Origin of the sequence: Agrobacterium sp. Azo12, assembly GCF_029193765.2 — a bacterium.
Lineage (GTDB): Bacteria > Pseudomonadota > Alphaproteobacteria > Rhizobiales > Rhizobiaceae > Agrobacterium.
Genome location: NZ_JARFYO020000001.1, coordinates 1 through 13622 on the forward strand (window position 1 = coordinate 1; position 13622 = coordinate 13622).

At 54.0% G+C, this 13622-nt stretch carries 11 protein-coding genes; 9 read left to right on the forward strand and 2 right to left on the reverse strand.

Annotated features, from left to right (window positions below; genetic code table 11):
• Window positions 1–141 precede the first annotated feature (141 nt).
• The 5 genes from PYL13_RS00005 to PYL13_RS00025 all read left to right on the forward strand — a co-directional run bounded on the left by PYL13_RS00005 (window position 142) and on the right by PYL13_RS00025 (window position 7842).
• Window positions 142–1092 (forward strand): phosphoribosylaminoimidazolesuccinocarboxamide synthase, encoded by a 951-nt coding sequence (locus tag PYL13_RS00005; RefSeq protein ID WP_275643707.1) that lies wholly within the window; start codon window positions 142–144, stop codon window positions 1090–1092.
• 2 nt (window positions 1093–1094) lie between these two features.
• The gene (locus PYL13_RS00010; protein WP_275643701.1) at window positions 1095–1757 is read left to right on the forward strand and encodes a TetR/AcrR family transcriptional regulator; all 663 of its coding nucleotides are present in this window, start codon (window positions 1095–1097) and stop codon (window positions 1755–1757) included.
• A 181-nt stretch (window positions 1758–1938) separates the two neighbouring features.
• The gene (locus PYL13_RS00015) at window positions 1939–3132 is read left to right on the forward strand and encodes an efflux RND transporter periplasmic adaptor subunit (protein WP_259149614.1); all 1194 of its coding nucleotides are present in this window, start codon (window positions 1939–1941) and stop codon (window positions 3130–3132) included.
• Between the two features lie 51 nt (window positions 3133–3183).
• Window positions 3184–6279 (forward strand): efflux RND transporter permease subunit, encoded by a 3096-nt coding sequence (locus PYL13_RS00020; protein WP_250984340.1) that lies wholly within the window; start codon window positions 3184–3186, stop codon window positions 6277–6279.
• A 144-nt stretch (window positions 6280–6423) separates the two neighbouring features.
• Window positions 6424–7842 carry an efflux transporter outer membrane subunit gene (locus PYL13_RS00025; protein ID WP_250984339.1) on the forward strand — a complete coding sequence of 473 codons (1419 nt, stop codon included), beginning with the start codon at window positions 6424–6426 and terminating at the stop codon, window positions 7840–7842.
• Window positions 7843–7967: 125 nt separating this feature from the next.
• On the opposite strand, the gene efp is transcribed toward PYL13_RS00025, so the two are convergent.
• Complete coding sequence (gene efp, locus PYL13_RS00030) at window positions 7968–8537, reverse strand: elongation factor P (RefSeq protein WP_192490341.1); 570 nt, start codon at window positions 8535–8537, stop codon at window positions 7968–7970.
• Between the two features lie 150 nt (window positions 8538–8687).
• Between efp and epmA the strand changes: the two genes are divergently transcribed.
• The 3 genes from epmA to PYL13_RS00045 all read left to right on the forward strand — a co-directional run bounded on the left by epmA (window position 8688) and on the right by PYL13_RS00045 (window position 11481).
• Window positions 8688–9752, forward strand: coding sequence for an EF-P lysine aminoacylase EpmA (gene epmA, locus PYL13_RS00035; protein WP_250984338.1), 1065 nt, complete (start codon window positions 8688–8690; stop codon window positions 9750–9752).
• Window positions 9749–10801, forward strand: a complete 1053-nt coding sequence (locus tag PYL13_RS00040; protein WP_250984337.1) for a lysine-2,3-aminomutase-like protein — start codon at window positions 9749–9751, stop codon at window positions 10799–10801. The genes epmA and PYL13_RS00040 overlap by 4 nt, the downstream gene beginning before the upstream one ends.
• 488 nt (window positions 10802–11289) lie before the next feature.
• Complete coding sequence (locus tag PYL13_RS00045) at window positions 11290–11481, forward strand: hypothetical protein (protein WP_192490344.1); 192 nt, start codon at window positions 11290–11292, stop codon at window positions 11479–11481.
• 229 nt (window positions 11482–11710) lie between these two features.
• On the opposite strand, the gene PYL13_RS00050 is transcribed toward PYL13_RS00045, so the two are convergent.
• Window positions 11711–11947: an Lrp/AsnC ligand binding domain-containing protein gene (locus tag PYL13_RS00050; RefSeq protein WP_192490345.1), complete on the reverse strand. Its 237-nt coding sequence runs from the start codon at window positions 11945–11947 to the stop codon at window positions 11711–11713.
• A 280-nt stretch (window positions 11948–12227) separates the two neighbouring features.
• Here PYL13_RS00050 and PYL13_RS00055 point away from each other — a divergent pair, with 280 nt between their 5' ends.
• Window positions 12228–13511, forward strand: a complete 1284-nt coding sequence (locus PYL13_RS00055; protein WP_250984336.1) for an NAD(P)/FAD-dependent oxidoreductase — start codon at window positions 12228–12230, stop codon at window positions 13509–13511.
• The last annotated feature ends 111 nt before the right edge of the window (window positions 13512–13622 follow it).

A 13622-nucleotide genomic window follows, 5' to 3' on the forward strand; every position in this document is an offset into this window, starting at 1 on the left:
ATGACGTTTATCGATTTTAGCCGATTTTGGCGGCTCAAAAGCATATGCTGGCCCTGCCGTTTGAAAAATGCCATAGGAATTGCCAGCACTATTCGACTGAGGCCACTGACAGGCCCGCTTGATACAAGGATTGGAGCAGCCGTGCGCATACTAGAAGAAGCCGTTATTCGCGAACTTCCCAATTACTATCGCGGAAAGGTACGCGAGAATTACGACTTGCCAGACGGTTCGCGCATCATCATCTCGACAGACCGGATCAGCGCCTTTGACCGCATCTTGACCTGCATTCCTTATAAGGGACAAGTGCTGACCCAAACCGCACGTTACTGGTTTGAGCAAACCGCAGACATATGCCCGAACCACGTTATCAGCTATCCGGACCCGAATGTGGTGATCGGTAAACGTCTCGATATTCTTCCTGTTGAGATCGTTGTCAGAGGATATCTGGCTGGCACAACAGGCACCTCCATCCTTACTCTCTATAAGAAGGGCGAGCGCCAGATGTATGGCATCACTCTGCCGGATGGCCTTCGCGACAACCAGAAACTGCCGGAACCGATCATTACCCCGACCAGCAAGGCCTTTGACGGCGGACACGATGAACCCCTGACACCCGACGAAATCGTTGAGAAGAAGCTACTCACCAGTGAGCAATGGCAGACTCTGTCAAAATATGCGCTGGCGCTGTTCAAGCGCGGCCAGGAGATCGCCGCCAAACATGGCCTGATCCTGGTCGACACCAAATATGAGTTCGGCACAGACGCCGAAGGCAACATCATTCTTGCCGATGAAATCCATACACCTGACAGCAGCCGCTACTGGATTGCAGAATCCTATGGCGCAAGCTTCGAAAATGGCACACGGCCAGCGAGCTTTGACAAGGACTTTGTCAGAGCATGGGTGGTTGAACGTTGCGATCCCTATAAGGATGACATTCCGGAGATTCCGGAAAAGCTCGTCATGGACACATCGGATGTGTATATAAGTGCATATGAGCAAATAACGGGGAAAACATTCGTTCCTGATAATAGCGAAAACACACCATTGGAACGTGTTCGCGAGAATTTGGAGCCCTATTTTACCGGAGCCTGATTGTGGTAAACTCATCTGCATCCATGAAAACCGTCAGCAATACAGCAAAAACCGCGCTTCCCCGGAAGCGGCTGCGGCGGCCTGCAGAAGAAACCCGCAGTGAAATTCTGGCCACGGCCGAGAAGCTGTTCAGCATGCGCGGCTTCTCGACTGTGACGATTGCCGACATTGCCGCAGCAATGTCGATGTCGCCAGCCAATGTGTTCAAGCATTTTCACTCCAAGGTCGCGCTGGTTGATGCCATCGTCCTTAGACAGATCACATCTTTGCAAAATGATCTGGATGCCATGGACACCACGCTACCCCCCTATGAGCGACTGCACCAGATGGCGCTGTCACTGATGCGCAAACATGTCGTGACGCTCGAAGAAACACCTTATGTGTTTGAGATGTTGGTTTTGATGGCCAAACAGGAGCTGGATTGCGGCGAGCAATATCTTCAGGTGCTCAATGCGCATGTCAGCAAAATTATCGCAGCCGGCATCAAGCTTGGAATTTACCAGACAGACGATCTCGACGGAACTGCCGATACCATCAATCATGCCCTCGTCAGCGTTATCCATCCTGTACTCATCGCAGGTGAGAACCCGGATATTTTAGCCACACGCTGCACGAAACTCGTCAATATGATGGATGCTGCGCTGCGAAATACACTTGCAAAGTGACGCTTTTAATTTTACGTCACTTGATAACAACTGACGAAATTCAATCATCCGGCTCATTGTATCCAATAAGCCGGATGTTTTTGGTTCATTATTGATAATTGCTTGAAATCAGCTCCGGCTTGCGGATCATCAGAAAAAGCTCTCTTTATCCGCAGAGCTGGCTCTTATGTGGGAAACACGAATGACAAGACGTATCCTTCCGGTTCTTGCCGCCCTGTGCGTGGCTGGCGTGGTTGCAGGCTGCAGCGATGAAAAGCAGACTGCACAGGCGCAAGCGCCAGAACGTCCACCTGCTCCTGTCAGCGTTGTCATCATGAAAGAATCCGAGCAGCCGTTGACGACGGTACTGCCCGGTCGTGCCAGCGCCTTCCAGACTGCGGAAATCCGACCGCGCGTCACCGGCATCATCCGCGAGATCACCTTCAAGGAAGGTAGCGAAGTGCAGCAGGGTGACCTGCTCTACCAAATCGAAGACGACACCTATGTGGCCGAAGTTGCGCAGGCCCGCGCCAGCCTTGCAAAGGCTGAAGCCAGTGTTCCAAGTGCTCAGGCAAACCTGGCCCGCTATGAGCGTCTGGTCAACAGCGGTGCAACGCAGATTGAGTATGAAAATGCCAAGGTGACATTACTTCAGGCCGAAGCAGATGTTGCGCAGGCAAAAGCGGCGCTTCAGGCGGCTGATATCAATCTCAACCTGACGAAAATCCGCGCACCGTTCAACGGCATCACCACATCGACGAGCTTCAGCATCGGTAACGTAGTCACTGCTAACCAGTCCGCCGCGCTGACCACACTGCGCCGTATCGATCCGATCTACATTGACCTGATTGAATCCAGTGCCAATCTGCTACGTCTTCGCACGGCAGTTGCCGCAGGCTCAAAGGGACCGAACAATGCCGAGGCCGACCTCCACCTGACCCTGGAAAACGGTACGAAATATCCTCATGCCGGTAAGGTCGACATGTCGGATATGGCGGTGAGCGAAACCACCGGCACTTATTACATCCGCGCCCAGTTCGACAATCCGGATGACCTCATTCTGCCGGGCATGTACGTTCGCGCCACGCTGACGATCGGCAAGGAAAAAGGCTTCCTTATTCCGCAGCGTGCTGCCGACAGAAACCCGAGCGGCGAACTGACTGCAAAATTTGTCAGCGAAAAGGGTACCGTTGAAACGCGCACATTTGCTGAAAGCAGCCAGTCAGGCAATTCCTGGCTTGTAACCACAGGCGTCAAAGACGGTGACAAGCTGATTGTGGATGGTTTCCAGTGGATTGGCGACGGCGCACCGATTGCACCTGTTGAAGTAACAATTGACGACAAGGGACTAGTGGTAACCCAGCCAGCGGCTCCGGCAGCCGCTCCCGCAAACTGATAATCGCGACAATCGCCCGACGACCGTAACAACGAAGGCGCAGAAACACATATGGCCCACTTCTTCATCCGGCGCCCAATCTTTGCTTGGGTGATAGCGATTGTGATTATGCTTGGCGGCTTGCTGGCCATCAACACACTCTCTATCTCGCAATATCCAGATATCGCACCGACAACCGTTCGCATCAGCGCAAGCTACAACGGTGCAAGCGCGGAAACCGTACAGAAATCGGTGACGACCGTTATCGAAGACGGCATGACCGGCCTCGATGACCTCACTTACATGACGTCCTCATCTTCAACTGGTAGCTCGTCCGTTACGCTGACCTTTGGTAACAGCATCATGCCGGATATTGCTCAGGTTCAAGTGCAAAACAAGCTGCAGCTTGTCCAGACCCAGCTGCCGGATGTTGTACAGCAGGCCGGCATTGAAGTCAGCCGCTCTACGTCGAGCATCCTAATGGTCGGTGCGCTGATTTCGACCGATGGCAAACGTACATCGGTGGATTTGGGTGACATTTTCTCAACCCGCATCGAAGACCAGATCAAGCGTCTTGAAGGTGTTGGTAGCATCAACATCTTCGGTTCCGGTTACGCCATGCGCGTCTGGCTCGATCCCTTCAAGCTCAACAAATATCAGTTGACGACCAGCGATGTCACTACGGCTATTCAGAGCCAGAACACTCAGGTTTCCGTTGGTCAGCTTGGTGCACTGCCAGCCGTACAGGGTCAACAGCTGAACCTTACAATTACCGCGCAGAGCCAGCTGACAACCGTCGCGGACTTTGAATCGGTTATCCTCAAAGTCGAAAAGGACGGTGCAACCGTCCGCTTGAGTGATGTTGCCCGCATTGAAATTGGGGAAGAAAGCTACGGCGGCGATTCCCGCTCGAACGGCCGGCCTTCCTCCGGTTTCGCGGTAAACCTTGCAACCGGTGCCAATGCTCTCGATACCGCCGCCCGAGTAAAGGCAGCGCTTGAGGTCGCCTCGCAGGGCCTACCTGAAGGTGTTGTCATTGAATACCCGTATGACACCACGCCATTCGTTCAACTTTCCATCGAGAAGGTTGTTCACACACTCATCGAAGCGATCATTCTCGTCTTCGTGGTTCTGTTGATCTTCCTGCAGAATTTGAGAGCAACGATCATTCCGATGATCGCGGTTCCCGTGGTTCTGCTGGGCACATTCGGCATTCTTGCGCTGGCGGGATATTCCATCAATACGCTGACGATGTTCGCGATGGTGCTTGCCATCGGCCTTCTGGTGGATGATGCGATCGTGGTGGTGGAAAACGTCGAACGTATCATGTCCGATGAGGGGCTTCCGCCTCTCGAGGCGACCGAAAAGTCGATGGGTGAAATTACCGGCGCGATCATTGGTATCGCCCTGGTTCTGACGGCCGTGTTCATTCCGATGGCCTTCTTCGGCGGCTCCACCGGCATTATCTATCGCCAGTTCTCGATCACCATTGTGTCGGCCATGCTTTTGTCTGCCGTCGTCGCAATCGTTCTGACACCAGCACTTTGCGCTACGATCCTGAAGCCTGTAGACCACCACAAAAAACAGCGTGGTCCCGGTGCATGGTTCAATCGAGGCTTTGGCAAAACAACTGATGGCTATGTTTCGAGCATCGGTTACCTGCTAAAGCGCCCTCTGCGCGTCATGGTGATGTTCGCCATCGTCATCGGTGGTTGCGCCTGGTTCTTCACCAAGTTGCCAAGTTCGTTCCTTCCTCAGGAAGACCAAGGCGTTCTGCTGACAATCGTTCAGCTGCCAACAGGGTCGACGATCGAGCGGACCAACGCGGTTGTAAAACAGGTTGAAACATATTTCCGCGAAAACGAAGCAGACAATGTCGATTCTGTATTCGGCGTTCTTGGTTTCAGCTTCACCGGTTCCGGCCAGAACAACGCGATAGTTTTCACCAAGCTGAAGGACTTCTCGCTTCGCAGCAAACCTGAACAGCACGCTGGAGCGATTGTTCAACGCGCCATGGGAACCTTCTTCACATACCGTGATGCTCAGGTCTTCCCGCTGCTTCCGCCTGCTATTCAGGGCATGGGTACGTCGAGCGGTTTCTCAATGTATCTGGTCGACAGTGGTCGTAACGGTAATGACGCCTTGACAGCTGCATCGAAGGAACTGATCCAGATGACCGGGTCCAACCCGAACATCAGCTCGTTGCGCAGCAACAGCCGCGATAACGAATCGCAGATGAAGATCAACCTTGATCAGGAAAAGATGGGCGCCATGGGTGTGGATCTTGCCTCGGTCAACCTGATGCTCTCGACCATCTTTGCCGGTCGTGACGTCAATGACTTCACGCTGAATGGTGAACTGAAACCGGTATATGTTCAGGGTGACGCACAATACCGTATGCAACCGGACGACTTGAAGTTCTGGTACGCCCGTAACAGCAGCGGTGAAATGGTGCCATTCTCGTCCTTCTCGGAAGTATCCTGGGTAAGCGGCGCTCCAACCCTTGCACGCTTCAACGGCACGGGGGCGATCTCGCTTGAAGGTACAGCCGGACCAGGCATTGCCTCGGGTGTTGCCATGGATGAGATGGAAAAACTGACGGCAAGCCTCAACGGTGGTTACACCGTGGCCTGGCAGGGCATCTCCTATCAGGAGCGTCTGTCCGGTTCGCAGGCTCCTGCCCTCTATGCTCTCTCGGTCCTCATCGTCTTCCTTTGCCTTGCTGCACTTTATGAAAGCTGGTCCATTCCGTTCTCGGTCATCATGGCCGTTCCGGTTGGCGTGCTGGGTGCTCTGGCGGCAGCACACTTCTTTGGCCAGTCCAACGATGTGTACTTCAAGGTTGGTCTGCTAACGACCATTGGTCTGGCGGCAAAGAACGCGATCCTGATCGTGGAATTTGCGAAGGAACGAATGGAGCATGGGTTAAGCTTGCTCGATGCCACATTGGAAGCAGCACGCTTGCGTCTGCGCCCGATTATCATGACGTCACTGGCGTTTATTCTTGGCGTGGTACCGCTTGCAATCGCAACGGGTGCTGGCTCTGCAGCTCAGAACGCCATCGGTATCGGCGTTCTCGGCGGCATGCTTGCAGCGACGGTTCTGGGCGTATTCTTCGTACCGTCGTTCTTCGTAATCATCAGAAAGATATCAAAACGGTCACACTGACAGAAAAAACGTTGTGCCTGCACTTCTCTGATTGTTAAAAAATATACGAATCGTAGCAAACCTTATGCTACGATTCACCATAAATGCTGATCGGGGCCAGTATTCGGGGCAGCCGTGAGATCTCGAAACTTTTAGGGTATTATGATGCTATCCATTCGGACTTCCATTCCACTGGCCCTGCTGCTGCTTTCCGGCTGCGTTGTGGGACCAGACCACAAGGCACCAGAAATTCAATTGCCAACAAAATTTGCTGAGGGCGGCAAGACGAGCAATGGCGATGTTTCAACAGTTGCCTGGTGGAATGCTTTCAACGACAGCCGTCTTAATGGGTACGTCACCACCGGCTTGGCGCAGAACCTGACAGTGCTTCAGGCACTGGAGCGCATCAATCAGGCTGAAGCCAGCGTGGTTGTTGCCGGCGCGGGTGCACTGCCAAGCCTCACGACCCAGGGCCAGCACACAACCAGCGGCCGCAAGGGCAGCCTGCCAACGGCAGACAGCAGTGTCACCAATACATCGGCTGGATCGCTAAACGTGTCCTGGCTGCTGGATCTGTTTGGTCAGTATCGCCGTTCCAAGGAAGCCGCAAATGCAAACCTCGACGCCGCTTACGCAAGCGCCGATGTTGCAAAGCTTTCGCTGCTGTCTTCGCTTGTTTCGGCCTATATCGATGCGCGCTACTATCAGGAGCGTCTGGCAATTGCCCGTCAGAACCTGACATCGCGTCGTGAAACACTCGACCTGACCAAGCTGCAGCTTGAAGCCGGTGCAGCTTCCCGTCTGGACGTTGTACAGTCCGAAGGTCTGGTAAACTCGACACTCGCAGAAATTCCGAACCTTGAAACCAACTTCCGTCGTGCAGCACACCGCGTTGCAACGCTGCTTGGCATGCCTGCATCGTCGCTGGTTGTGGAACTGCAGCGCGGCGCACGCCAGCCTGTTGCGCGCTCCATTCCAAAGACCGGCATTCCGGCCGACCTGATCCGCAACCGTCCTGACGTCCGTGCAGCAGAACGCACACTGGCAGCAGCGGTCGCTCAGATCGGCGTTGCCGAAGCGCAGCTGTATCCAAGCATCGAGCTTGGCGGCACGATCACACCAAGCTACTCGCGCATCAGCGGTGGCAGCCGTGGTTCGTCCAACTCCTGGTCTTTCGGTCCGTCGCTCGTTCTGCCAATTCTTGACGGTGGCCGCCTGCGCGCCAACGTCGACATTGCCAACTCTTCCGCACGCGAACAGTACCTTGTCTGGAAACAGACGGTCCTTACCGCCGTTGAAGAAGTTGAAAACGCACTTGCAGCCATCAACCGTGACCAGCGCACGGCCAGTGCTCTGCGTGCAACGGTCAACTCTTACAACGAAGCGCTTTCGCTCTCGACAGCCAGCTACCGTGACGGCGCATCTTCGCTGCTCGACGTGCTGGACGCACAGCGTTCCGTTTCGACAGCCCAGGCAAGCCTTGCTCAGGCTGTACAGCAGACAGCGCAGGACTACGTCGCCCTCAGTGTTGCTATCGGTGGCGGTTACGCCATTGGCGCGACACCTGCCAAGCCAGCCATGTAAGCTGCCTGCCAGCGCATCCCAAAACAAAAGCCCGCAACACATGTTGCGGGCTTTTTTGTTGGCAAGACAATAAAAAACCTCCGGTTTTGGCCGGAGGTTTTTGCTGTCAACTCGGTTCGAGCTGATTAGTTCTTGGCACGCTCAACGTAGGAATTGTCTTCGGTTGCGATAACAACGCGAACACCAGCGTCAACATGCGGCGGCACCATTGTACGGATGCCGTTGGACAGGATAGCAGGCTTGTAGGACGAAGACGCTGTCTGGCCCTTAACGACTGGCTCGGTCTCAACGATCTCAAGCGTCACGTGGCGTGGCAGTTCGAGAGCCAGCGGGTTGCCTTCATAGATCGACAGAACGCAGGTCATGCCTTCCTGAAGATAGGCCTTCTGGTCACCCATGGTCTCGACGTCTACGACAACCTGGTCGTAGTTTTCAGGATTCATGAAGTGGAAGCCTTCGCCGTCTTCGTAAAGATACTGGAAGTTCAGGTCTTCAACGAATGCGCGCTCAACCTGCTCGGTCGTGCGCCAGCGCTCGGAAACCTTCACGCCATCAACGATGCGGCGCATATCCACCTGTGTAACAGGCGTGCCCTTGCCTGGGTGGAAGTTCTGGGCGGTGAGAACGACGTAAAGCTTGCCCTCGACTTCGAGAACATTGCCCTTACGGACAGATGAGGCGATAACCTTGACCATATGACTTCCTTGTAACTCAGTAAAATGCGTCGTAAAGGACAGCGCGGCTGCGCCTGCCGGTAGACGTTTAATCTGTTTTCCGGGCGCAAGTACCTTAAATTCACGCAAATAGCCAGCCTTCAACTGTATCGACCAAAAAGAAAGCCAGCCATGAACCCGTCAGCCAAGACATCTTCCCCATGGTGGACGCCGGATGTGCATGCCGACCGCAGGCCATTTCTTTTGGGGCGCAACGCGATACAGTCAAATCTCAGAGCCTATTTCGCCAAAAACGACTTCCTTGAGGTTGATACACCGTCACTGCAAGTGTCTCCGGGCAATGAGGCGCATCTGCATGCTTTTGCAACGCAGGGCATAACAACGGCCGGCGAACATTTTCCGCTTTACCTGCACACGTCTCCGGAATTTGCTTGCAAGAAGCTGCTCGCAGCCGGCGAACAACGCATTTCCTGTTTCGCACATGTCTATCGCAACAGGGAACGAGGCCCGTTGCACCATCCGGAATTCACCATGCTGGAATGGTACCGCGCCAACACCGGCTATGAAACGCTGATGACCGATTGCGCAGACATTCTTGCCCTTGCTGCCGAAACCACCAAGACGAAACATTTCACCTACAATGGTCGTAGTGTCGATCCATTTCTGGAGCCGGAAAGAATAAGTGTCGCTGAAGCGTTCGAGCGTTATGCGGGCGTCGACCTTCTGGCCAGCATTGATAAAAATGGCGAGACAGATCGCGACCATCTGAAAGCCGCACTGACAAATGCCGGCATCCGCACATCATTTGACGACACCTGGGCAGACCTGTTCAGCCGCGTCATCGTCGAACGTATCGAACCGGAACTTGGTTATGGCCGCGTGACAATTCTCGATGAATACCCGTCGAGCGAGGCCGCACTCGCCCGCCGGACAGCGAAGGATGGCCGCGTCTCCGAACGTTTTGAGCTTTATGCCTGCGGTGTGGAACTGGCAAATGCCTTCGGAGAACTGACCGATAGCAAAGAACAGCGCATCCGTTTCGAGCAGGAAATGATTGAGAAACAACGTGTCTATGGCGAGACATATCCGCTGGATGAAGACCTTTTGGCAGCGCTGGAATTGATGCCAGCCGCCAGCGGCATCGCGCTTGGATTTGACCGTCTTGTCATGCTGGCAACCGGCGCTCCGCGTATCGATCTCGTCATGTGGGCACCAGTCGCGGAATACGGGAGATGACAACGATTACCCGCAGCCTCAAATCGGTAAAGGCCTTAAACGAGGCCGGGTTGATCGACGCACCGGCGTCTGATCGCCTGACGCCGGTTGGAGAGCGTTATGCGGTGGCCATCACCCCTGATATCGCAGCCCTAATACAACAGGAAAATGGTGATGGACCGATAAGCCGTCAGTTCGTACCGGACCTAGCCGAACTGACCATCACCAATACTGAACGCGAAGATCCGATTGGTGATGAGGCGCACAGCCCAGTTCCGGGCATCGTGCATCGATATCCTGACCGTGTGTTGCTGAAGGCCGTTCATATCTGCCCGGTGTACTGTCGCTTCTGTTTTCGCCGTGAAATGGTCGGGCCTGATGGCAACGGCACATTGAACCGCGAAGAGCTGGACACGGCCATCGCCTATATCAGGGACAACCCGACGATCTGGGAAGTCATCCTGACCGGTGGTGATCCCCTGGTGTTATCGGCTCGCCGGCTGAGCGAAATCATGTTGGCGCTGAAAGCGATCGACCATGTTAAAATCGTTCGTTTCCACACGCGCGTGCCTGTCGTCGAGCCGCAACGAATTGACGACGCTCTTGTCGATGCACTGAAAGCCAGTGGTAAGACCACCTATGTGGCACTACATGCCAATCATGTCGACGAACTGACCCCACAAGCACGCGCTGCCTGCAACAGGTTGGTTGATGCGGGTGTTGTGATGATCAGCCAGACCGTTCTGCTGAAGGGCATTAATGATGATGCCACCATCCTGGCAGATTTGATGCGCGCTTTCGTCGAAACTCGAATCAAACCTTACTATCTGCATCACCCCGATCTTGCGCCAGGTACATCACATTTTCGTCTGAGCATCGAGGAAGGTCAGAAAATAGTCGCGCAATTGCGTGGCAATATCTCCGGCCTCTGCCAGCCGACATATATTCTGGATATTCCTGGCGGCTACGGCAAAGCGCCGGTCGGCGAATCGGTGATCCGCCAGACGGGCGATGGCTGTTATTCGGTGTCCGACTTTACCGGACAGAGTCACAAATACCCTCCGGCATAATTTTTTTCGTACAATTGATTCCGATCACATTTCGCTGATCCAGCCGCGTGTTTTTTTTCCACAATCGCCGGAACCAATCGGTATGCCCGACGTTTCAACGCGGATGTTCACCAAAAGCAGATTTGTGCTGAGCGGGTGGAGGCCTGATGGAGACCGCACGAAAACAAAATTTCACAATTCCGCCCGAAATCTGTCATCATAAAGAAAAATATTCTGCGCATAATCATTTACGTTGATTTTGATTTAGAATTCGGCTACGAAGCAACTTGTTGGAGCTTAGACTCCGGTTTTAGTGCAACACGCGAACAAAGGAGAGTGACATGTTTAAACTAACATTCAATGCCGCCACCCTTGGTCGTATTGTGCTTAAACACGAGCGCACAATTTCGTGCTCCTGCTTCTGTCGAATGTGACCTGAACACCGTTCAATTCATTTCAAAATTTATTCGACAAAGCCACAGCAATCGAGCTGTAGCGGGAGTAGGCATATGCAAAAGCAAGTTATAGAATTCGCCGGTGAACCAGTCGGCATCGTCATTCCGGATAATGATCGTTTCAAGTTCATCGCGGTGAAGTTCCACGTTCACGATCTCGATGAACAGCGGTTCGATACGCCAGATGATGTGAAACTGGCCATTCGCAATCTCGTTCACAATCGCAATATCGCGGCTGTCGCGTGAAATCTCACGCAACACCGGATGTGCGATCCCTATACGCTGAACCATATTTCACGACAGATAAAGCGCGAAGCCTGGTATTTTATACCGCTCCGCGCTTTTTATATGTCAGAAACACCTAGGACAAATCCGGCGCGAAACCATGCGCTGAAAGTCTCATGTCGAAAAAGCGACATCACCACTCTCTCACGACAAGAGAGTGATTTCGACAAAGCTCGGAAGCTCACAAAATTCAGAATGCCGTAAATGTCAGCGTCGTCAGTGAACGCACGATGCCCGGGATGCAGACGATATTATCGTTGATGAATTTCCCGGTATCCTGATCTTCCTTCAGGTATATCTTCAGCAGCAGATCATATTCACCACTGGTCGAATAAAGCTCGGACACCAGCTCCGTTTTGTAGATTGCATCCGCGACCTCGTAGGTCTTGCCCGGTGTGCATTGCAATTGAACGAAGATTGGCTTCATTGGTAGATACCCTGATATGCGCTTTCGATGAGGTGGCACACCTCTTTTCAACAACACTATTGGCTGAGGCGTGCCTGTGTTGCAAGTCCATTGGCCATTTTGTGCCCTCTAGCAAAGACCATTGTCTTGCTGCCCTCGCACAAACCCGGGCAGATCGGCATTATTCCCTAAGGGAATGATCTGTTGACGATATGTCGATATCCAACAGCCTTCACACTCGCTAAGCTCGAAGCATAATCACTCCCGGTCAACGGGAGAAACCCACTTCCGGATGGCGAACATGTACAACGATCCACGCTCCCACGGCCTGTGGGAAATGACAGCTCCCCCGCCGCCTGAAACATCGCCGCTTCAAGGCAATGTCTCGGCAGATGTCGTCATCGTGGGTGGCGGTTATACCGGCCTTTCCGCAGCCTTGCATCTGGCAGAACGCGGCACGCGGGTAACCCTACTGGAGGCAAAACAATTTGGCTTTGGCGGCGCTGGCCGAAATGTCGGCCTGATCAATGGCGGCATGTGGACCATGCCCAAGGAACTGCCAACCGTGCTTGGTCCTGTTTATGGCGAACGCTTGCTGGATTTGCTGGGCGGTGCGCCGCTGGTTGTGCGCGAGCTCATTCAAAAATACGCCATCGATTGCCAATTGCAGACGAACGGTACGCTGCATTGCGCTGTCGGCAAGTCAGGCCTTGAGGAAATTGAGGAGCGCTGCCGCCAATGGAGCGCACGCGGCGCGCCGGTGAAAATTCTTGATGCGGAAGAGACCGCCAGACGTGTTGGCACCCGCGCCTATGCTGGCGCTCTTCACGACAGCAGGGCTGGAACCTTACAGCCACTCGCCTATGCACGCGGCCTTGCCCGCGCCGCACAAAATGCAGGCGCCCAGCTACACACTGAAAGCCCGGTCCTATCGACAGAACGACAGGCTGGAAATTGGATCGTCAGGACTGCAAAAGGCTCCGTCACGGCACAATGGATTATTGTTGCGTCGGAAGCCTATAGCACCGGCCCCTGGGAAGTCGTTCGCCAGGAACAGGTCTATCTTCCCTACTTCAATTTCGCAACGAAACCGCTGAACAAAGCCGTCCTCAACACCATTTTGCCGGGCAAAGAAGGATGCTGGGACACACGGGAAATCCTGTCGTCTTTCCGGCTGGACAAGGAAGGCCGGCTGGTTTTCGGCAGCGTCGGTGCATTGCGCAACACTGGTCTAGCCGTTCACCGGGCTTGGGCTATCCGTTCATTACAAAAACTCTTCCCGCAAATTGGCAAAGTAGAATTTGACGCCGAATGGTACGGCAAGATCGGGATGACGGATAACGCCCTGCCACGTTTCCATAAATTCGCACCCAATGTCGTCGGGTTCTCTGGTTACAACGGCCGCGGCATCGCGCCGGGCACAATCTTCGGCAAAACAATAGCAAGCCATGTCAGCGGTGATATCACCGAAGACAACATGCCCTTGCCTCTGACCGAAGCGAGAGAGCAGAAACTGCGCAGCGTCAAAGAACTTTACTACGAAGCGGGCGCACAGATTGCCCACATTGCCGGGGCACGTTTCTAGCACCCGTTGCCTGAGAAGGCCTCTCTGACCGGATCTGCGTGCTCGACCGCCGCAGGTCCGGTTTTTATTTGCCGCAAATACGGACAAGACTGGCTGACATCAGCATACGAC

Bases quoted from the DNA above. Each gene is read 5' to 3' on its own strand.
- PYL13_RS00015 (WP_259149614.1), top strand. From the start codon at position 1,939: ATGACAAGACGTATCCTTCCGGTTCTTGCCGCCCTGTGCGTGGCTGGC.
- PYL13_RS00020 (WP_250984340.1), top strand. From the start codon at position 3,184: ATGGCCCACTTCTTCATCCGGCGCCCAATCTTTGCTTGGGTGATAGCG.
- PYL13_RS00025 (WP_250984339.1), top strand. From the start codon at position 6,424: ATGCTATCCATTCGGACTTCCATTCCACTGGCCCTGCTGCTGCTTTCC.
- efp (WP_192490341.1), bottom strand. From the start codon at position 8,537: ATGGTCAAGGTTATCGCCTCATCTGTCCGTAAGGGCAATGTTCTCGAA.
- epmA (WP_250984338.1), top strand. From the start codon at position 8,688: ATGAACCCGTCAGCCAAGACATCTTCCCCATGGTGGACGCCGGATGTG.
- PYL13_RS00040 (WP_250984337.1), top strand. From the start codon at position 9,749: ATGACAACGATTACCCGCAGCCTCAAATCGGTAAAGGCCTTAAACGAG.
- PYL13_RS00045 (WP_192490344.1), top strand. From the start codon at position 11,290: ATGCAAAAGCAAGTTATAGAATTCGCCGGTGAACCAGTCGGCATCGTC.
- PYL13_RS00050 (WP_192490345.1), bottom strand. From the start codon at position 11,947: ATGAAGCCAATCTTCGTTCAATTGCAATGCACACCGGGCAAGACCTAC.
- PYL13_RS00055 (WP_250984336.1), top strand. From the start codon at position 12,228: ATGTACAACGATCCACGCTCCCACGGCCTGTGGGAAATGACAGCTCCC.